Here is a 20,382-nt window from a genome sequence, read left to right on the forward strand (position 1 = left end):
ACGATGGAAAGCCCCAGCCCGGATCCCGATTCACCGGTGCCCAGGCAGCGATAGGCCCTGTTCAAGAATTTCAGCTTCACCGTCGAAGCCGGCGAGCGCGTGGCGATCATCGGCCCCAACGGTATCGGCAAGACCACCCTGCTGCGCACCCTGATGGGTGAGCTGACGCCGGACGCCGGTTCCGTCAAGTGGACCGAAAGTGCTGAACTGGGCTACTACGCCCAGGACCACGCCCACGACTTCGAAGACGACGTCAGCCTGTTCGACTGGATGGGCCAATGGACCCAGGGCGAACAGATGATCCGCGGCACGCTGGGTCGCATGCTGTTTTCCAACGACGAGATCCTCAAGTCGGTCAAGGTCATCTCCGGCGGTGAGCAAGGCCGTATGCTGTTCGGCAAGCTGATCCTGCAAAAGCCCAACGTGCTGGTGATGGACGAACCGACCAACCACCTGGACATGGAATCGATTGAAGCGTTGAACCTTGCGCTGGAAAACTACCCGGGCACGCTGATTTTCGTCAGCCACGACCGTGAGTTCGTATCCTCCCTGGCCACCCGCATCATCGAGCTGACCGCCAACGGAGTGACCGACTTCAGCGGCACCTACGACGACTACCTGCGCAGCCAGGGCGTCGTGTTCTAATTAAACCTGTAGGAGCCAGGCTTGCCGGCGAAGGCGTTGTCAAAGACCTTCGCGGGCAAGTCGGATCGCCGCACCGCTCGCTCCTACAATGTTTAATGTTTAATCGTTAGTCTGCTTTCTTTTATTTCCCCGCCACGCCATCATGCAGGTCTCCCACCGCCGTCCGCGAACGAACCCTCATGTCTGCGCAGCAACAGCCAACGCAAAGCTCCATGGCGATCACTCTGCAGATCGTCTCCATCGTCTTCTATACCTTCATCGCCTTCCTCTGCATCGGTCTGCCGATTGCCGTGCTGCCCGGCTATGTGCATGAGCAATTGGGTTTCAGTGCCGTCATCGCCGGCTTGACCATCGGTTCACAATACCTTGCCACCCTGCTCAGCCGTCCCATGGCCGGGCGCATGTCGGACAGCGTCGGCACCAAGCGGGCGATCATTTACGGTTTGTCGGGGATTGTCTTGAGTGGCGCGCTGACCTTGCTGTCGACACTGCTGCAGGGTATCCCTGTGTTGAGCCTGCTGATTCTGATCGCCGGCCGCTTGTTGCTCGGCATCGCCCAAGGCCTGATCGGCGTCGGCACCATCAGTTGGTGCATGGGCCAGGTGGGTGCCGAACACACCGCTCGCTCGATTTCCTGGAACGGCATCGCCTCTTACGGAGCCATCGCAATAGGCGCACCGCTTGGGGTGATCATGGTCGGTCGGTTGGGCTTTGCCAGCCTGGGTATCGCCCTGTCGGGCCTGGCCTTGGTGGCACTGGTGTTGATTCGCAACAAACCGTCTGTACCGGTGGTGCGCGGTGAGCGCCTGCCCTTCTGGGCGGTCTTCGGACGCATTGCGCCATTCGGCGCCGGCCTGAGCCTGGCTTCCATCGGCTATGGCACCCTGACCACCTTCATTACCCTGTATTACCTCAACCGGGGCTGGAGCGGCGCGGCTTACTGCCTGACCGTGTTCGGCGTGTGTTTCATCCTGGCGCGGCTGCTGTTCATATCCAGCATCAACCGCTTCGGCGGGTTCACCTCCGCCATCGCCTGCATGACCATCGAAACCGTCGGCCTGGCGCTTTTGTGGCTTGCGCCTTCGACGGGTTACGCCTTGATCGGTGCCGGCCTGACCGGCTTCGGGCTGTCGCTGGTGTATCCGGCGCTGGGGGTCGAGGCCATCAAGCAGGTCCCCAATTCCAGCCGCGGCGCCGGTTTGAGTGCCTATGCCGTGTTTTTCGACCTGGCGCTGGCGATTGCCGGGCCGTTGATGGGCGCGGTGGCGTTGAACCTGGGCTATTCGTGGATTTTCTTCAGTGCAGCGCTGCTCTCGGTCAGCGGTTTGCTGTTGACGTTATTGCTCAAGCGTCGTGCGAATCACCAGGATCAGGCACAGCATCTCGGCACAAGCTGAACGTCACACCCGGCCTACTGATCGGCGGTTTGCATGCCTGCCCTCGAGGGTTTGCCCAGGGTGCGCGAGAAGAAGCGCCCGGCTTCGGAAATCAGGCTGCGGTGAATGTCTTCGCGGTCGACGCCATCGGCATCGGTACACAACGCCGGCATCATGACGATCTGTTCGTCATTGCACGGCGCCATGAACACAAAATGCCCTGCCCCGGCCAGCAACTTGAAGTCCGGCGCCACCGGCAGCTTGCGCGCCAGCGCCTGGGCATTCTTGTCGACGGCCACCAGTTTGTCGCCGTCGCCGCTGTACAGCAGCACCGGTACGTGCACGTCAGCCAATGTATGACGGCCGAATTTCAGGCTCAGCGGCGCCATCAGCAGTAACGCATGAACGCGCGGGTCGGCCACCGGCTGCAAATCATCGCGATCGACGATTAGCTCACCCTGGGTGTTACAGGCGTCACGGTCGTCCGGACGTTCCTGACAGTAACGCCGCAAGCGGTCCAGGTCCGGTGTCGCACCGGAAAGTATCAATGCCGTTTCGCCGCCAGCCGAATATCCGATGACCCCCACCTGTTCGGCGGTGACGTACGGCGCCAGCATGCGGTCGCCCAGGGTCGCAGTAATGGCTTCGGAAATCTGGATGGGGCGCCCGTAAAGATTGCTCAGCGTACCGAGACGGCTGTGATCCTTGGAGTTGTCGCCCGGATGAATCACCGCGACCACCACAAAGCCCTTGCGCGCCAACGACGTGGCCAGGTCATGCAGGGCCAATGGTGTTCCGGTGTTGCCGTGGGACAGCATCAGCATCGGAAACCGGCCCATGGCGACCTTGGTGTCTTCGCCGGCCTCGACCGTATAGTCATCGAGTTTGCTGGAATGCTCTTTTTCGCTGGAAGGATAAAAGGCGATGGCACGCATCGGCTGCAGGTCGAGGGGGTCAAGAAAACTCAACTCGTGGTAGCCGACACTCCAGCGGGGATGCGGCGCAGGGGCGGCGTGCACTGAATTCAGGCTGCTGAACAGACAAATCAGTAAGGCTGCACAAAGACGCATCATGGGATGCCCCACCCTGTTACTTGACCGAGGACGTTAGCCATCGACTGCATAACCTGGGCCAACATCAGAAACAGCCAGAAACAAAAAACTCTGTATCTGACACTTGCGTGATCAGAATACAGAGTTTTTTGGGGATTGCCTGCGTTGCTGTCAGTCTTTATGCAAACCTTACGCGGCGGCGAACAGTTGCTCGCTGATTTGCGTACGCGCGTCGCTCATGGCTTTGACGCGTACTTCGTCACCGTAGGCCAGGCCTTGGGCACGGACGAACTCGATGTCGGTGATGCCCAGGAAACCGAACAGCACCTTCAAGTATTCTTCATGGGCCACGCCGGTTGCCTGGCCGGCATGCATGCCACCGGAAGTCGAAACGATCACCACCTTTTTGCCACCGCACAGGCCTTCAGGCCCGGCTTCGGTGTAACGGAATGTCTGGCCGGCCACCGCGATGCGGTCAATCCAGGCTTTCAATTGGGTCGGGATGGTGAAGTTGTACATCGGGGCGGCGATGACGACTGCATCGGCGGCAATGAATTCGGCCAGGGTCGATGCGCTCAGCGCGGCTTCGTGCTGCTGTGCCGCATCGCGCAGTTCAGCGGTGGTACCTGCTGCAACCAGGGTGGTCGAAGAGAAGTGGCTGATGGCATCGGCGGCCAGATCACGGTAGGTCACCGAGGCGGTGGGTTCCGCGGCCTGCCAGGCCTTTACCACTTCGCTGCTCAGCTGACGGGAAGCCGAGTTGTCACCAAGAATGCTCGAATCGATATGCAGCAGTTTCATATGGGATCTCCAGGTGAGGATCGCCGCCAGGGCGATCTGATGGGGACAATCCTACAAGCGAAACCAATGGCTGATTAGCCGGCAACAATGCGATAGTTTGTCTCACTGATAGAACGATCGAGTACCCCGCCATGCAAGACCTCAATGACCTCTATTACTTCGCCAAAGTCGTGGAGGCCGGTGGATTCGCCGCGGCCGGTCGATTATTGGGGATTCCCAAATCACGCCTTTCGCGTCGCATTGCCGAACTCGAAGAGCGTCTGGGCGCGCGCCTGCTGCAACGCACCACTCGCCAGCTGAAGCTGACAGCCGTCGGCGAACGCTACCTGCGGCACTGCCAGGCGATGTTGCTGGAAGCCGAAATGGCCGATGAAGCCGTTGCCAGCATGTCCAGCGAACCGCGTGGACGCTTGCGGGTGTCGTGTCCCGTGGGGCTGGCCCATGAGATTCTGCCGGGGGTCATCAGCGATTTCCTTGAGCGCTTCCCCCAGGTTCAATTGGAAGTGATGCTGCTCAATCGCCGGGTCGACCTGGTGACCGAAGGTATCGACGTCGCCTTGCGCGTACGTGAACTGGGCGATGAAGACCCGCTGCTGGTCACCCGGCGTTTGCGCCAGGCGCAGATGCTGATGGTTGCCAGCCCCGGATTCCTGCAAGGCCGGCAAATCGACCACCCCGACGATCTGAAGAACCTGCCGGTGCTCGGCGCCCTGGAAGCCGACCGCCTGGTGCACATCCGTCTGCTGGATCAGCAGGGTAAAAGCTGTGAGCTGGCACTCGAAGCGCGGCTCGGTATCGACGACTTCATTGTGCGCAAGGCCAGTACCTTGTCCGGCCTGGGATTCACCATGTTGCCGATGATGTATTGCGAGCAGGAATTGCAGAACGGCTCTTTGGTGCAATTGCTGCCCGACTGGTCGCTGCCGGGTGGTTGGCTGCAAGCGGTCTACCCTCATCGGCGCGGGGTGATGCCGGCCGTACGCGCCTGGATCGACCATCTGGTGGAATCATTCAATGCCTGCGGGGAGCGATTGCTATGAAGGACGGACGCATGAATGAGGCACAGGTGGCGGCTTTCTGCCTGGCCTTGCCCGGTGCGCGGGAAGATTACAAATGGGGAGGCGTACGGGTGTTTTCCGTAGCCGGGAACAAAATGTTCGCCCTGCAGGGCCTGCGGGGCGATTCCCTGGCGTTCAAGGTCGACAAGGACCTGTTTCTCGGCCATTGCGACCGTCCGGGTATTGGCCCTGCGCCTTATCTGGCGCGGGCCCAATGGATCATCATGTCGACGCCCTACCCGCTCGGCACCCAGGAGTTGCAAGACTTGTTACGCCGCTCGCACCAACTGGTGGTCGGCAAGTTACCCAAGCGCACCCAGGTCGGGCTGCTGCTCTAGGCGGGCTCATTCAGCGGAGCCCGCCTTTATCAGAGCCAGGCGAACAGTTGCGCACCGAGGAACAACTGGTCGATCCAGAACACCTGATGCAGCAGCACGATGAACCAGAACACCAGTTGAAAGGACAACTTGCGGGTTTTGTGGCGCAGCACCTGTTGCGCCAGCAGGGCCCCCGGCCAACCGCCGGCGAACTCCAGCGCATGCAGCACATTTTCCGGTGTGCGCCACTGGTCGACGCGGGCCTTGCGCTTGTCACTCCAGTACAGCAAAAACGCCAGCGCACTGGCCAGGCCATAGGCCGCCAGAGGAATCAGCGACACCCCACGCAGCCATAGCCACAACGAACCAGCCAGCGGCAGCGCGCACAATATCGCAAACACCACCAGCTTCAGCCGAAGATTGCGAACCTCGACGCGGGCCTTGCGTCCGGGCTTGTTGCGCGCGCTGGAATCCATCATGGCGTGGCGGCGCTCCAATCGACCCAACCGAACTTCCAGGTGGCGAGGATGAGCAGGCCGAAGGCGATGCGATACCAGGCAAATGCCGCATAACTGTGGCTGGCGATGAACTTGAGCAAGCCCTTGACCGCGATCATCGCGAAAATGAACGCCGTGACGAAGCCGATGGCGAATACCGGGAAATCGGCCGGAACGAAAAGCTTGTGGTATTTGTAGCCCGAGTACACCGCCGCACCCACCATGGTCGGCATGGCCAGGAAGAACGAAAACTCGGTTGCGGTCTTGCGCGACAAGCCGAACAGCAAACCGCCGATGATCGTCGAACCCGAGCGCGAAGTACCCGGAATCATCGCCAGGCACTGGGCAAAGCCCACTTTCAAGGCATCTTTCCAGGTGATGTCGTCGACCGTTTCGGCATGCACCTGATGCTGGCGCTGTTCGGCCCACAACATGATGAGGCCGCCAACGACCAGGGCGGTGGCCACGGTGATCGGGTTGAACAGGTAGTGGTGGATCAGGTCGGCGAAAATCACCCCAAGTACCACCGCCGGCAAGAAGGCAATCAGCAGATTGACGGTGAAACGTTGAGCGCTGGGCTGGGTGGGAAGACCGATCACCACGTCGAAGATCTTGCGACGAAACTCCCACACCACCGCCAGGATCGCCCCGAGCTGAATGATGATGTTGAACGCCATGGCACGTTCGCCACCGAAGTCGAGCAGGTCCGCGACAATGATCTGGTGCCCGGTGCTGGAAATCGGCAGGAATTCCGTCAGCCCTTCTATAACCCCAAGAATCAATGCCTGAAAGGCCGTCCAAAGATCCATCAATCCCCCAAAAGGCAATGCATCGGCGCATGCCCCGTCAGTTTTCCAAAAAGTGTTTATCGCGAAAAAGCGTAGTCGAAGTCCCGCGCGGACAAGATCCCCTCAGTCACCTGAAAATCCCGTGAAAAATCACGTCGGCTTCAGGTTTTGTCGCACGGGGCCGAAAGCCTATCAGACAAGTCCGATTCGCGCTGCCGCGCTATCGCACCTGGCAGGATGCCGGCGATCACTGACCACAAGAACAAGAAACCGGAGCACCGTGTTATGAACAGCTTGCGCACTATGTCGATCAGCCGGCGTTTGTGGCTTATTTTGATCGTGGCCGTCGTGATGCTGCTGGCCTTGGGGCTGCTGATGCTCAAGCAGATACACGATGATTTGTACGAAGCCAAGGCACAGAAAACCCAACATGTGGTGCAGACGGCCAGTGGCATTCTGACCTACTTCCATGACCTTGAAACCGCCGGCACCCTCACCCGCGAGGCCGCACAAAAGCAGGCCCTGAACGCCGTTCGCGGACTGCGCTATGACCAGAACGACTACTTCTGGATCAACGACCTGACACCCGTGATGGTCATGCACCCGGCCAACCCGAAACTCGACGGGCAGAACCTGTCGGCTATCCGCGATCCTGACGGTTTCGCGGTATTCAACGAAATGGTTGCCGTTGCCAAAAGCAAAGGCGCGGGAATGGTCAATTACCGCTGGCCAAAACCGGGCGCCAGCGCACCGGTTGAAAAAACTTCCTACGTCAAGCTGTTCGAACCCTGGGGTTGGGTGATTGGCTCGGGCGTGTACATCGATGACATGCAAGCCGAGTTCCGTGTTCAGGTGTGGGAAGCCTCATTGATCGGCCTGGCCATTGCTCTGATCATGGCCGCACTGGTCGTCCTGATCGCACGCAGCATCGTCCGGCCGCTTCAGCAAACCGTGACCGCCATGGCCAACATCGCCAGCGGCGAAAGCGACCTGACCCGAAGCCTCGATACCCACGGTCGGGACGAGGTCACGCAATTGGCGCAGCACTTCAATGCCTTCACCCACAAACTGCGCCAGGTCATCGGGCAGCTGCAGGTCTCTGCCAGTGCCATGGACCAATCATCCAGCGAACTGGGCATCGAGGCCACACAGGCCCGGCAGCGTAGTGAGCAGCAGTCGCAACAGATGGAGCTGGTTGCCACCGCGATCAATGAAGTGACCTACGGTGTACAGGATGTCGCAAAGAACGCCGAGCATGCCGCCAGCGAAATGCGCGATGCCGAGGCACAGGCGCAACAAGGGCAGATCAATATCGATGGCAGCCTGCAACAGATCGACTCCCTGTCCTCGACCATCGAACAGGCTGTCGAGGTGATCCGCACGCTGGCCGCTGAAAGCACGCAGATCGGCAGCGTTCTGGAAGTCATTCGCTCCATCGCCGAGCAAACCAACCTGCTGGCCCTCAACGCAGCCATCGAAGCCGCTCGCGCCGGCGAACAGGGACGAGGTTTTGCCGTCGTCGCCGATGAAGTACGCCTGCTGGCCCAGCGTACCCAACAATCCACCGCGCAAATCCAGGAAATGATCGAACGCTTGCAGAGTCATTCCGAGGCCGCCGTCAAAGTGATCGGCGACAGCAGCCGGGCCTCGCAACTCACTATCGAACAAGCCGGCCTGGCCGGTGCCAGCCTGAATGCGATCGGCCAGGCGTTACGCAACCTCAATGGGCTCAATGCATCGATCGCCAGCGCAACCCTGCAACAGGCGCATGTGGTCGAAGACATCAATCAAAACGTCACCCAGGCGGCAGGGCTCTCGCACAGCACCGCGCTGGCAGCGCAATCGTCCAGCGCGGCCAGTGTGCAGCTCAAGGCGTTGAGCGAGCAGGTCAACGCCTTGCTCAAACCATTCCGGGTCTGAGATTTCCCAGGCGTTCAACGCTGCGGCCGCCGCCGGACTTGCGCGGCGGCCGCTACGGTGCACACGCCGGTTCTGTTCGGCAGCGCCTGCCGCTACAATCCGCCCCTCTTCGACTTCCCCCAAGGACTCTTCATGTCAGGGCTTGAACTGTTTGCCGCCACCCTCGGCGTCATTGCCGTCTGGTTGACCGTCAAACAGAACCCCTGGTGCTGGCCGATCGGCCTGGTGATGGTGCTGGTATATAGCTGGATCTTTTACGAGGTGAAGCTGTACTCGGACATGCTGCTGCAAATGGTCTACGCCGCACTGCAGATCTACGGCTGGTGGCAATGGACCCGGGCAGGCAATGCAGGATCCGGGCGTGAAGTGAGTCGGCTGCAGGGGCAATCCGTTGCGACGGGGCTGGCCATCGGCGCCATCGGCAGCCTGCTGCTGGGTGCCGCCATGACACATTGGACCGACGCGGCACAACCCTGGCTCGATGCGGCGCTCACCGGATTCAGCCTGGTGGCGCAGCTTTGGATGGCGCAAAAGCGTGTCCAGTGCTGGCCCTTGTGGATTGTCCTGGACTGCATTTTCGTCGGCCTGTTCCTGTACAAGGGGCTGTACCTGACGGCTGCCCTTTATGGCCTGTTTACCCTGCTGGCGATTCAAGGCTGGCGCACATGGCGCAGCGACCTGGTGCCAGCGCCATGAGGACTTTGGTATTGGCGGGCCCGGAATCCAGCGGCAAAAGCTGGCTTTCGAACGAGATTCACGCCAATTTTGGCGGCATATTGGTCGGCGAATACGTTCGGCACTTCATCGAACGAGAAGCCCGGCTACCCTGCTACTACGACATTGCATCCATAGCAAATGGCCAGCTTGCCTGGGAGGACGAGGCGCGTGCCGAACAACCTGCATTGTTGATTCTGGACACGCACCTTTTAAGCAACATGCTTTGGAGCCGTACGTTGTTTGACGCTTGTCCGCAATGGATCGAACAGGCATTGCTGGCACGGCGCTACGATCTGCATTTGCTGCTGAGCCCCGAATCCGTGCCCTGGCATGACGACGGACAGCGTTGCCAACCGCAACTGGCAGAACGTCAGGCGTTTTTCCAGGCCAGCCGACAATGGCTTGAGCTGCACCAGCAGCCTTACCAGGTGCTGCAAGGCGACTGGAAACAGCGCAAGGACGCGGCATTCGAGGCGGTTACACGCTTGCTCAAGCCCTGACAGGAGAAATACTCCTGTCGCACCTGTCCATTCCTGAAACACTCATCTGCGCTCAAACCTGCGAGTTAGAGCGGTTTGAGCATTTCAGCAAAAAAATGTAACGCCACTGTTACAACCTCCTCTGAACGCCCTCGATGAGCATGGCCGCCCGCATGGACGGCGCTTTTGCATGCGTCTGTCTCAGCGGCTTTACAAATTTGTTTGTTCCCCATCAACAAATTAGGCCAACTCGCTGTTTCTTAAAGGAAAACAAAAAACGGCACACCTTCTGCTCCTCACCTCACAACGCTGATAAGGGCCAGCGTTCCACTTACAGAAGGAATTGCCGCCGTGGGGACATTCAAAAAGAGCATCTATAGCCTCCTGTTGATCGGCTGCGCACTGGGCTCAACGATCAGCCTGCCTGTCCAGGCCGATAACGGCATCATCATCATCAAGCGAGATGTGCAACCGCGCAACGCGACGGTTCCACCGCTGGCTCCCGATCCTAACCCTACAACCGTCAATGCCAACCCGTCCAAGCAAGTTCTCGCGCAAACGAACGAATTGAGCGATGGCGATTTTGCCGGTGTCGCCAGTGGGTCGGGTATCAGCCGCCTGGTCGCACAAGGCACCAACAACCTGGGCGGCAACATCACCAACCAGACCCAGCTTTCCAACATTCCTGCAGGGCGTTCGGGAAATTCGGGCAACAACGGCATTGCCAACATGGTCAATTCAAGCGTCCAGCAAGGTCTGGGTGCTCTGAAAGTCATAACGGGAGACCGTTAAGATGAATCGTACGCTGCTGCTTGCCGCCATGTTCTTCAGTACCTCCTCCTTAGCCCAGCCCCCCGCCATCAACAACGCCGATATCGACAATTCGGGCGCGCAGTATCAGGGCAATTTCTCGGTCAACCAGGCTGCCGGCGACCTGCAGCAACAGGCCAACGCCCGGGCCATTGCCGTTGGCCATGGTGCCAGCGCCACCACGCAGATACGCCAACGATCGCGCAGCGTGGTCGACCCCAGAATTGATGCCCAGTCCAGCATTCGGGGCGACTCCTTCAGTCACGGCAATGGCGCCCTGGGTGTCAACCAGAGCGCGGGCGCCAGCAACCAGCAAGCCAACGCAATGCGTATCAGTATCGGCGCACAGCCGCAAAGCATCGATGACAGCGTCCTCAGGCAACAGAACGTGGCGCTGCTCAACAACTCCGATCCAACTGACTCCGCACCAGGCCATCGCCAGGTCACGACCAGTGACCAGGCATTCACCGGTAGCCGTGGGGTGATTCAGTTGAATCAGAGTGCCGGGGTGGGAAACCGAATGGCCAACACCCTCAGCATACGGGTCGTGGATTGACCCAAATAGGTAGTAACAACACTTAACCTAAAATAAGTACGGAGAATCACCATGAAACCTTCGATGGCATTAAAGCCTCTGGTTTTCGCAATTGCTGCGGTCATGGCTGTTGCTGTACAAGCTGGGCAAAACGATCGTCGTGACCATCATCACCATAATGGTCACCACAACCCTCCTCCAACAAAGATCCTTGTTGACGCGACTGCCAAAGCCATGGACAACCAGCGCAGCACCGGCAACCGCATCCTCAACGAAGGGACACAAAACAACGCAGAGATGAGCAGTTCTGCGTCGGGCGCCAGCGGCAACGTTGGTGTCAACGTGGCAGCAGGCGACGGCAACCAACAAGACAACGCCGCCGCCATCGCCAACGCTGGCGCCACCTCTGCCCTGGATAACAGCTTCGTCTTCGGCACTGCCAACTCGACCGCTAAAGTCACGCAATACAGTGACAATAACAAGGTCTACAACTACGGCAGCACAGCCTCGGGCGTAATGAGTGGCTCGGGTAATGGCGGCAGCGGCAACATGGGGATCAACGTTGCTGGTGGGGACCTCAACCAACAGAAAAACACCATGGCCATTGCCAACTCCAATGCGCCACTGGGTAGCGCATCAGCCACTGCTTCGGCTGATCAAAGCAGCCCCGGCCTGACCGTTGAAAACACCGCTGACCGGACTTATCGCGTGGATACCCTGACGGTTACCAAAACCGCCAGCGGCAGCTCTTCCTACGACAAGTCTTCCAGTCTGCACGTCGACAAGAGCGCTTCCAGCGAATGGGCTAAGAGCGGTTCCAATCACTTCGACGCAAGTGGTTCCAACCACTTCGACGCAAGTGGCTCCAAAAACTCGGAATCGCACTCTACCAGCAGCGCTTCTCTGGACGCTTCGTTGAACGCGTCGCTGGATGCTTCCAAGACCGTCACTTGGGATAACGGCCGTCACGAGCACAGCCGCAGCACTACTGTAAATGCATCGGTCGATGCAACGCTCAGCGCATCCATCGACAAATCGCACGACAAAACGAAGAGCTCTTCGTGGGATAAATCGTACGACTCCTCGTTCGATAAGTCGTATGACAGCTCGTTCGACAAGTCTGGCTCAAAATCGTCTTCTTCTACAAAAGACGTCGACAAGAGCTACAGCGAGAGCAGTTCATTTGATTTGAGCAACACTTACTCCTATCAAGTGCTGACTCCAACTGGCTGGGCAAACCCTGTAACCAACACCGCAACCCTCAGTGGCTCGGTGAATGGCGGCAGCGGCAACCTGGGTGTCAACGTAGCTGCCGGTGTGGGCAACCAACAAAGCAACTCGCTGGCCATTTCCAACCAGTCGTTCTAAGGCTGTCTGTGGAGGCCCCCTTACGGGGGCCTTTTTCAACCTGACCAGAAGGCTTCTCACCATGCGCATAACCGCCTTGGCGTTTTTGCTTTGCGTTGCCAGTGTGAGCGAGGCTGCACAAATGCCGCTTGCCGTCCTGCCGGGTGGCGCGGTCGTGTACAAGCCGATCCAGAGCATACGCGAGCGTAAATTCGAAGACCTGGTGCAGCAGAAGACCGACTTCAGTTGCGGAGCGGCCGCGCTGGCGACCATCCTGCGCCAGGCCTATTGGCTGGACGTGAACGAAGAGCAGGTCATTGAAGGCATGCTGGAACACTCCGATCAGAATCTCGTTCGTGTCCAGGGCTTTTCAATGCTCGACATGAAACGCTACGTGGAAAGTATCGGCATGCGGGCCCGCGGCTACCGCGTCGCGACGCAAACGCTGAGCGAAATCAAAATCCCGGTTGTCGTACTCATGGACATCCGTGGCTACAAACATTTCGTGGTCTTGCAAAGAGTCCAGAAGGACTGGGTGTACATCGGCGATCCGGTGCTCGGTCATAAACGTTACAAAGTCGACGACTTTGTCAAAGGCTGGAACGGCATCATCTTTGCCGTCATCGGTCAGGGCTACGACAAAACCAATGCGTTGCTCGACCCACCCATGCCGCTGACCGCCAAGAACCGCATCAATGCCTTCGCGCCAGTGCAAGACGCAGAGCTGTTGGATTTCGGATTCATCCGAAGCGACTTCTTCTAATAACAAGGGAGCACGAGGCTCCGGGAGCATCTCATGAAGACTCCAATCTGGCTGGTCGTGGCTTGCCTGGCCGCCAGCCTGCCGGCCCAGGCACAAATACTCAAACCCATTGAACTGAACGATCAGGAACTGGCGAGCCTGCGAGGCCGCTTTGTCATGCCGGGAAGGATCGTCAGTTTCGGCGTGGTCATGACCAGCACCTGGCAAAACGCCAATGGTGAAGTGATCGGCGCCACCTCCTCGATGCAGATTCAACAAACGACCATCAAGCCACAGTTCTATGTGTCGATGATCAACGAAAAAGCCAATGGATCGGCGAGTTCGCAAGGGTCTGCCATCGGCACCGGTACCGTGACCGGCGGCAGCGGCCTCAACAGCACCGAAGGTGTCACTCAGGTCGTACGGGCCGCCGGTGACAACAACACGGCCTACAACAACGTGGATATCAATGTCGCAAAAGGCGGCCAGGCACCGGTAACGCAACCGCAGGGCCAGGCGCTGGACTCAGGCTCGACACTGACCGGCACCAATGGCGCAGGCACACTGAGCGTTTCCTCGACCGGTGCGGGCGTGCAGCTCAATATCGTGGCCAACAACAACCAGGGCAGCACCGTGCAACGCCTGGCCCAGGGTGGGCTCATGCAGAACACGACCTTACTGGGCGGCAGCAACGTGGTCAGAAACCTCACGTCTCTTAATGTCGTGCTCAACAACAACGTACCGTCTGCCGGGGCCCTGAACGGAAACCTGGACCAGCTCAAAGGTCTTCGCACTTCCGGATTCTGATCTACGCTCAGTCTCAACAGACGTATCAGTAGGGACGGCTAACCCATGCATCGATCTTTAACGTTCAAGGCTTTTGTTTGTCTGAGTAGTCTGGCCCCGGCCTCAATGCTATATGCAGCACCGGATCCCCAGGTCGAAGCACTAAAACAAGAACTCATGGAGCTCAAACAGCGTTACGAAGCACAACAGAACGCGCTGATGGTACTTGAACAGCGCGTTCGCCAGGTCGAAGAAACACCTGCGACACCTGCGCCAAAACGCCTGACCAAATCCCCCGCCCAACCGCCCAGAAGTGGCCAGACGGTGGCTGAGGGCGCGCCCGGAACCACCGGCAGCTCCTATGGGCAGTCGCTCAAGGACGACTCGGAACCGGCACAGAGCGTTTCGAACCTGTACGACGAAGCCAGCGGCTTTTTTGGCGGCGGCAAATTCAGCTTCGAAACCGGGATGACCTATACGCACTACGATACGCGAGCACTGACGCTCAACGGTTTCCTGGCACTGGACTCGATTTTCCTCGGTAACATCAACATCGACCGAATCAAGGCCGATAACTGGACCCTGGACCTGACCGGCCGCTACAACGTGGCGCAGCGCTGGCAATTCGACATTAACGTCCCCGTGGTGTATCGCGAATCGACGTATTCCTCCGGAGGCGCCGGTGGTGCCGGTCCGGTGACGTCGGACGCCACCGTTACCCGCGACCCGACCATCGGCGACGTGAACGTTGGCATTGCCTACAAATTCCTCGATGAATCGGCCAGCCTGCCTGACGCGGTCGCCACACTGCGCGTGAAGGCGCCAACGGGTAAAGACCCTTACGGCATCAAGCTGATCCAGGACCCGGGCAACGATAACCTTGCGGTCCCCGAGGACTTGCCGACCGGCAACGGTGTCTGGTCGATCACCCCGGGTGTCTCGCTGGTCAAGACCTTCGACCCGGCGGTGCTGTTCGGCAGCCTGGCGTACACCTATAACTTTGAGGACTCATTCAGTGACATCAGCCCACAAGTCGACTCCAAGGTGCCTGGCAAGGTAAAACTGGGCGATTCGTGGCAGGTCGGTGCCGGTATCGCGTTCGCCCTGAACGAGAAAATGAGTATGTCCTTCTCGTTCACCGATCAGTTCGCGCGCAAGAGCAAGATCAAGCCGGACAATGGTGGTTGGCAATCGATCACCAACAGCGATTACAACTCGGCCAACTTCAACATCGGCATGACCCTGGCAGCCAGCGACAACCTGACGATCGTTCCCAACCTGGCCATTGGCCTGACCGACGATGCGCCGGACTTTTCCTTCAGTCTGAAATTCCCTTACTACTTCTGATCCGCGACCCACAAAAAACCCGCGTTTGAGCGGGTTTTTTGTTGACTGCAACCATCGGCAAACCTGCTGTTCAACGTATCTGATGCTTGTGCAACAAACGGTAGAAGGTGGGCCGGGAAATGCCCAGCACCTTGGCGGCGATGCTCAGATTGTCGCTGTGCCGGTTCAGGACATCGCACAAGGCCTGGCGCTCTGCACGTTGCTTGTAGTCTTCCAGGGTGCCCATGGGGGTCGTACTGGACTGATGGTTGATCAGCCCCAGGTCCCGCGCTTCGATTTGCCTGCCTTCGGCCAGCACCAACCCACGACGCACCCGGTTGGCCAGTTCGCGAACGTTCCCCGGCCAGTCATGCTTGGCCATGGCAACCAGGGCGTCCTCACTGAAGCTGCGCGGACGGCGGCCGGTTTCATGGCTGTAGAAATGGGAAAAGTGGTTGGCCAGCATCGACAGATCGCCATTGCGCTCACGCAGGGGGGCAGTCGCGACCTGCAACACATTCAACCGATAATACAAATCTTCGCGAAAGCGCTTCTTCTCGATCGCCGCCTCAAGATCGACATGGGTTGCCGCCAGCACCCGTACATCCACGGGAATTGGCTGACTGCCGCCCACTCGCTCAATGTGCTTTTCCTGGAGGAAACGCAACAGATTCGCCTGCAGCTCCAGGGGCAAATCACCGATCTCGTCGAGAAACAGCGTACCGCCGTTTGCCGCTTCGATTCGCCCGACCTTGCGTTGATGGGCCCCCGTAAAGGCCCCCTTCTCGTGGCCGAACAGTTCGGACTGGATCAGATGCTCCGGAATCGCACCGCAGTTGATCGCGACAAAAGGCTTACTGTGGCGCATGGATTGCCGGTGCAGCGTACGGGCGACCAGTTCTTTACCTGTCCCGCTTTCACCGCGAATCAACACCGGCGACTCGGTGGGCGCCAGTTTGCTCAACAGCTTGCGCAATTCACGTATCGGCCTGCTATCGCCCAGCAATTCGTGTTCGGGCTGATCAATGTGAACCGTGCCCTGCCCGCGCAGGCGCGCCATTCCGAACGCCCGACCCAGCGTGACCTGGACCCGGGAGACGTCGAACGGCAAGGTATGGAAATCGAAAAACCATTCGCAAACAAAGTCCCCGACATTCTGCAGTCGCAAGACTTCCTGATTGAGCACGGCGATCCACTCGGTTCCGCTGCGGCTGATCAACTCCTTGACAGCGTCCGGGCGCTCCAGATGGAAGGGCTGCAAGCGCAACAGGCCGACATCACACGTTCGGTCGGCGGCGTTCTCCAATGAACAGCTGTCCACGTCCCAACCCACGGAACGTAACCCCGGCAAAAGACGATGGCAGTCGTCGCAGGGATCCACCACTAATAAACGTCTTAAGGCAGGTGCTTCGCTCATGGCTGTTCCTTGACGCCAAATTCTATGAAATTTTATTAAAAACAGTCATTTGGCGGACTTGGCTGTAACATTAGCAAGAATTTGACGCAGCCTTGTATCGTTTGACTATAGGGTTGTTTCTCAAATAGTTATAAGCGACTGTATTGTTAGTTGCCTAACGAGTTCTTTCCTTTCACCCAGCTTTCAATGCCGATGTTTTCTTTATTCCCGGGAAGAAATTTTAAATTTCTTTTGATTATGTGTGACCCGGCCCCCGGTTGCGGGCATCAGTACAAGTAACCTGCCGAACGGTAAGCCCAACCGTCGGTACATCACTTGATTGGGCCCGCAGAGAGAAGATGCCATGAACGCCCCGCTCCGTATCAACGAAGCTCTTTTGATTGCCGACCGCGCATTTAAACCTTTCCAGTGCGTGGCCTGGGCGCCACAGGACGGCAACGGCGAACTCAGCCTGACCGTTATCGACCGGACCAACAACAGTATAGGCCGCAAGCAGATACCGAGCAGTGCCTACACCGATCCTGAGCAGCTCGAGCGCCTGCTCAAACAAGCCCGGGAGGAGTTGAGCCAGGAAGGTTACACACTGCAGTCCTGGTCGATGCCGCACTGATCGTTTTGCGGATTACCCAGGGTAATCCGCGCCCTCCTTCCCGGGTCATTAGTTAATCGGCTTTCATGCTCCGATCAACTTTCGATGTGTATTTAATTTAACTTTCGCGCGACTGAATTCTTTGCAGGCTTTTCAATGGTTCGCAAAGTCAGTGTTGTGGCACATAACGACCCTCCGTCTGTTAGTTCTGTCAGTTGTGCGCCGGGCCATTCAGGGATTGAATATTCTCCTTATAAAGTCGCCACAACCACTTATGGATCATGACGACTCGCAAGGAGGTGTGCGTGCATGTCAATCCAGCCCGTCTTGTCTTTTCCCACTCCACTCCACAATACCGGGAAACTCGATGCCACTTTCGCCAGACATGGCATGGCGCAGGTGTACTTCGCTGAAAGCCTCTGGAGCATGGCAAACGGCGTCGCAATAGATCCTCAGGGTCGGTTATTGGTGGCAGCCAAGGTCGGAACACTCGATGGCAGCCGCTTTGGCCTGGCGCGATTGCTGGAGGACGGTTCGGCGGATATGGCATTCGGTCACCAAGGCAGCGTGATCGGGCAATTCGAATCGGGCTTCGAAGCCACGGCCGGCAAGGTCCATGTACTGCCCGACGGGCATATCCTGCTGGTCGGCCTGCACTACGAAAATGCTCACCGCACGCTGCCGGCGCTGGCACTGTTCGACGCCCGGGGCTGTCCGGTGCGGCGCTTCGGCAATAACGGTCGGCGTGTGGTGCGCTTGCCGGGCAACCTGTCCCATGGGGTCCGCGATAGCTGGTTGCCTCCCGGACTGCCGGGGGCTGAAGCCTGTGACGCCAGCATTCAGCAAGACGGTCGAATCGTGCTGTTGGCCAACCACCACTTCGAACTGGCCGATCATGCCGGCATGCTCATACGGCTCGATAGCGATGGCGAGCTGGACAACACCTTCAACGGTCGCGGCTTTGTTGTCGTCAGGCACTTGCTGATGAACACCTGGCTCAACAGTGTAAAAGTGCAGAGCGATGGCCGGATCATGGTCGGTGGCTCGATCAACTTTCCCGAGGAAGGCCTGCTGGCTCGCTATCACTGCGATGGCAGCCTGGACGAGCATTTTGCCGTGGATGGCTTCATGAGCTTCAAGGCGCATGGGCGCAGTGTTCAAGTCAGCCAGATTGTCCAGCAAGGAAACGGTGACCTGCAGTGCTTTGGCAGCAGCCGCGATCCCATGCACTGCCTTTCCTTGAAACTTCATATCAATGGCCGTCCGGACAAGCACTGTAACGACGGACAGGCACAGTTGCTGGAGATCGGCCGCAGCGGCTGCCAGTGGACGGCTGCCCAGGCACAGCCAGATGGCAGCGTGGTGACCGCCGGCGCGACCATCGGGGGAATCGAAGCCGACTTTATTCTTGGTCGTTATCGGTCCGATGGGCAACTTGATCGTAACTTTGGCGAGGGAGCCGGATGGGTTCGCACCCGGATTGGCCACAGTCTCGATACGGCAACTTCAGTGGCCGTTCAAACCGACGGAAACATCGTGGTCGGTGGTTATTCACTCGACGGAAACTACCGGGCGATGGTCTTGCGTTATCTGGGCTGATCCTAGTTGCCGATCCTTGATCTTCACTTGCACTTACGGCAACTTGCGCGCTTCTTAAAACAAGGAGTGGCCGATGTCCGGTTCCATGGCCCAGGCGTTCGCGCATAATTTTCTCGGCAACTCACCTCGCTGGTACAAAGTCTGTATTGTCACCTTTCTGATTATCAACGCCTTGTTGCTATGGACCGCAGGTCCGATGGCGGCAGGCTGGCTTTTGGTGCTGGAGTTCATCTTTACCCTGGCCATGGCACTCAAATGCTATCCGTTGATGCCAGGGGGGCTATTGCTGCTCGAAGCACTGCTGCTGAAAATGACTTCGCCCCAGGCGCTTTATGATGAACTGGCGCATAACTTTCCGGTGATCCTGCTGCTGATGTTCATGGTGGCCGGTATCCACTTCATGAAAGACCTGCTGCTGTTCCTTTTCTCCCGCCTGTTACTGGGCGTGCGCTCCAAGGCACTGTTGGGGTTGATGTTCTGTTTTCTGTCGGCGTTTCTGTCGGCGTTTCTCGATGCCTTGACCGTCACCGCGGTGATCATCAGCGCAGCCGTCGGTTTTTACTCGGTGTATCACCGTGTGGCTTCGGGTACCGATCCTCGCCAGGACAGCGAATTCAACGACGACCGGAACCTGCCCACGCTCCATCACGAAGACCTCGATCAATTCCGCGCTTTTCTGCGCAGCTTGCTGATGCATGGCGCCGTGGGCACGGCGCTGGGCGGTGTGTGTACGTTGGTCGGCGAGCCGCAGAACCTGCTGATCGGCCATGAGATGGGCTGGCACTTCTCCGAATTCTTCCTGAAGATCGCGCCGGTATCGCTGCCCGTATTGGTGGCAGGCCTGGTGACCTGCGTCCTGCTCGAAAAATTACGCTGGTTCGGTTATGGCACGCTGCTGCCGGACAACGTACGCGGCGTGCTGGCCGGCTACGCCGCACAGGACAAAGCCGAACGTACCGCTCGTGAACGGGCAGCACTCATTGTGCAGGGACTGGCGGCCCTGGTCCTGATCGGCGCACTGGCGTTTCATGTGGCGGAAGTGGGCTTGATCGGTTTGATGGTGATTGTGTTGATTACCGCCCTCACCGGCATCACCGATGAACACCGTCTGGGTACGGCCTTCAAGGACGCGATGCCGTTCACGGCCTTGCTGGTGGTGTTTTTCGCCGTGGTGGCGGTCATTCAGGACCAGCAACTGTTCACGCCACTGATCAAGTGGGTCCTGGCGCTGCCCGCCGACCGGCAGCCGGGCATGTTGTACATCGCCAACGGTTTGCTGTCTGCCATCAGCGACAACGTGTTCGTGGCGACCATCTACATCACGGAAGTCAAACGCGCCTTTCTTTCAGGCGAGATGACTGGCGAGCATTTCGAAACCCTGGCCATTGCCATCAACACCGGCACCAACCTGCCAAGCGTGGCAACGCCTAACGGCCAGGCGGCCTTCCTGTTCCTGCTCACTTCGGCGATAGCACCGCTGATACGGTTGTCGTACGGGCGCATGGTATGGATGGCGCTGCCGTATACCCTGGTGATGGGTGTGCTGGGTTGGTATGCAGTGAGCTTCTGGCTGTAGAACCG

Annotated in this window: 20 protein-coding genes and 1 pseudogene; 16 read left to right on the top strand and 5 right to left on the bottom strand. The window is 58.6% G+C overall.

The window, feature by feature from the left end:
- Positions 1-57: 57 nt before the first annotated feature.
- Both ACQKP2_RS05880 and ACQKP2_RS05885 read left to right on the top strand, forming a co-directional pair.
- Positions 58-645, top strand: a pseudogene (locus ACQKP2_RS05880) (ATP-binding cassette domain-containing protein); the annotation flags it as partial.
- A 179-nt stretch (positions 646-824) separates the two neighbouring features.
- The gene (locus tag ACQKP2_RS05885) at positions 825-2,042 is read left to right on the top strand and encodes an MFS transporter (protein ID WP_427575129.1); all 1,218 of its coding nucleotides are present in this window, start codon (positions 825-827) and stop codon (positions 2,040-2,042) included.
- 14 nt (positions 2,043-2,056) lie between these two features.
- Here ACQKP2_RS05885 and ACQKP2_RS05890 read toward each other — a convergent pair whose 3' ends face one another.
- The gene (locus ACQKP2_RS05890) at positions 2,057-3,094 is read right to left on the bottom strand and encodes an alpha/beta hydrolase family protein (protein ID WP_427575131.1); all 1,038 of its coding nucleotides are present in this window, start codon (positions 3,092-3,094) and stop codon (positions 2,057-2,059) included.
- 168 nt (positions 3,095-3,262) lie between these two features.
- Positions 3,263-3,874, bottom strand: a complete 612-nt coding sequence (locus ACQKP2_RS05895) for an FMN-dependent NADH-azoreductase (RefSeq protein WP_427575133.1) — start codon at positions 3,872-3,874, stop codon at positions 3,263-3,265.
- A gap of 131 nt (positions 3,875-4,005) precedes the next feature.
- On the opposite strand from ACQKP2_RS05895, the gene ACQKP2_RS05900 reads away from it, so the two are divergent.
- Both ACQKP2_RS05900 and ACQKP2_RS05905 read left to right on the top strand, forming a co-directional pair.
- Positions 4,006-4,914 (top strand): LysR substrate-binding domain-containing protein, encoded by a 909-nt coding sequence (locus ACQKP2_RS05900; RefSeq protein WP_427575135.1) that lies wholly within the window; start codon positions 4,006-4,008, stop codon positions 4,912-4,914.
- Positions 4,911-5,270, top strand: coding sequence for an MmcQ/YjbR family DNA-binding protein (locus ACQKP2_RS05905; RefSeq protein ID WP_427575137.1), 360 nt, complete (start codon positions 4,911-4,913; stop codon positions 5,268-5,270). The genes ACQKP2_RS05900 and ACQKP2_RS05905 overlap by 4 nt, the downstream gene beginning before the upstream one ends.
- 29 nt (positions 5,271-5,299) lie before the next feature.
- Here ACQKP2_RS05905 and ACQKP2_RS05910 read toward each other — a convergent pair whose 3' ends face one another.
- Together ACQKP2_RS05910 and ACQKP2_RS05915 are read right to left on the bottom strand one after the other, a co-directional pair.
- Positions 5,300-5,728, bottom strand: a complete 429-nt coding sequence (locus ACQKP2_RS05910; protein WP_427575138.1) for a DUF1294 domain-containing protein — start codon at positions 5,726-5,728, stop codon at positions 5,300-5,302.
- A complete protein-coding gene (locus tag ACQKP2_RS05915; RefSeq protein ID WP_427575140.1) occupies positions 5,725-6,555 on the bottom strand; it encodes an undecaprenyl-diphosphate phosphatase in 831 nt (276 codons plus the stop codon). The genes ACQKP2_RS05910 and ACQKP2_RS05915 overlap by 4 nt, the downstream gene beginning before the upstream one ends.
- A gap of 264 nt (positions 6,556-6,819) precedes the next feature.
- On the opposite strand from ACQKP2_RS05915, the gene ACQKP2_RS05920 reads away from it, so the two are divergent.
- The 9 genes from ACQKP2_RS05920 (at position 6,820) to ACQKP2_RS05960 (ending at position 15,217) form a co-directional block, all read left to right on the top strand.
- A complete protein-coding gene (locus tag ACQKP2_RS05920; protein ID WP_427575141.1) occupies positions 6,820-8,454 on the top strand; it encodes a methyl-accepting chemotaxis protein in 1,635 nt (544 codons plus the stop codon).
- Positions 8,455-8,586: 132 nt separating this feature from the next.
- Positions 8,587-9,150, top strand: a complete 564-nt coding sequence (pnuC, locus tag ACQKP2_RS05925) for a nicotinamide riboside transporter PnuC (protein ID WP_427575143.1) — start codon at positions 8,587-8,589, stop codon at positions 9,148-9,150.
- On the top strand, positions 9,147-9,671 hold the full coding sequence (locus tag ACQKP2_RS05930) for an AAA family ATPase (RefSeq protein ID WP_427575145.1): 525 nt from the start codon (positions 9,147-9,149) through the stop codon (positions 9,669-9,671). The genes pnuC and ACQKP2_RS05930 overlap by 4 nt, the downstream gene beginning before the upstream one ends.
- Before the next feature lie 330 nt (positions 9,672-10,001).
- Entirely contained in the window at positions 10,002-10,442 is a 441-nt protein-coding gene (locus tag ACQKP2_RS05935; RefSeq protein WP_427575147.1) for a hypothetical protein, read from the top strand.
- A 1-nt stretch (position 10,443) separates the two neighbouring features.
- A complete protein-coding gene (locus tag ACQKP2_RS05940) occupies positions 10,444-11,016 on the top strand; it encodes an adhesin (protein ID WP_427575148.1) in 573 nt (190 codons plus the stop codon).
- A 51-nt stretch (positions 11,017-11,067) separates the two neighbouring features.
- Positions 11,068-12,363 carry a heme utilization protein gene (locus ACQKP2_RS05945; protein ID WP_427575149.1) on the top strand — a complete coding sequence of 432 codons (1,296 nt, stop codon included), beginning with the start codon at positions 11,068-11,070 and terminating at the stop codon, positions 12,361-12,363.
- A gap of 61 nt (positions 12,364-12,424) precedes the next feature.
- A complete protein-coding gene (locus ACQKP2_RS05950) occupies positions 12,425-13,105 on the top strand; it encodes a C39 family peptidase (RefSeq protein WP_427575151.1) in 681 nt (226 codons plus the stop codon).
- A 33-nt stretch (positions 13,106-13,138) separates the two neighbouring features.
- A complete protein-coding gene (locus tag ACQKP2_RS05955; RefSeq protein WP_427575152.1) occupies positions 13,139-13,891 on the top strand; it encodes a hypothetical protein in 753 nt (250 codons plus the stop codon).
- A 45-nt stretch (positions 13,892-13,936) separates the two neighbouring features.
- Entirely contained in the window at positions 13,937-15,217 is a 1,281-nt protein-coding gene (locus ACQKP2_RS05960; RefSeq protein ID WP_427575153.1) for a hypothetical protein, read from the top strand.
- Between the two features lie 70 nt (positions 15,218-15,287).
- Here the strand turns inward: ACQKP2_RS05960 and ACQKP2_RS05965 are convergent, their stop codons facing one another.
- Positions 15,288-16,613, bottom strand: coding sequence for a sigma 54-interacting transcriptional regulator (locus ACQKP2_RS05965; RefSeq protein WP_427575155.1), 1,326 nt, complete (start codon positions 16,611-16,613; stop codon positions 15,288-15,290).
- Positions 16,614-16,956: 343 nt separating this feature from the next.
- On the opposite strand from ACQKP2_RS05965, the gene ACQKP2_RS05970 reads away from it, so the two are divergent.
- The 3 genes from ACQKP2_RS05970 to nhaB all read left to right on the top strand — a co-directional run bounded on the left by ACQKP2_RS05970 (position 16,957) and on the right by nhaB (position 20,377).
- Complete coding sequence (locus ACQKP2_RS05970; protein ID WP_427575156.1) at positions 16,957-17,223, top strand: hypothetical protein; 267 nt, start codon at positions 16,957-16,959, stop codon at positions 17,221-17,223.
- Between the two features lie 288 nt (positions 17,224-17,511).
- A complete protein-coding gene (locus ACQKP2_RS05975; RefSeq protein ID WP_427575157.1) occupies positions 17,512-18,801 on the top strand; it encodes a hypothetical protein in 1,290 nt (429 codons plus the stop codon).
- 73 nt (positions 18,802-18,874) lie between these two features.
- Positions 18,875-20,377, top strand: coding sequence for a sodium/proton antiporter NhaB (gene nhaB / locus ACQKP2_RS05980; protein ID WP_427575159.1), 1,503 nt, complete (start codon positions 18,875-18,877; stop codon positions 20,375-20,377).
- Positions 20,378-20,382: the final 5 nt, after the last annotated feature.

The sequence above is a fragment of the Pseudomonas sp. NPDC089569 genome (assembly GCF_050280625.1).
Lineage (GTDB): Bacteria > Pseudomonadota > Gammaproteobacteria > Pseudomonadales > Pseudomonadaceae > Aquipseudomonas.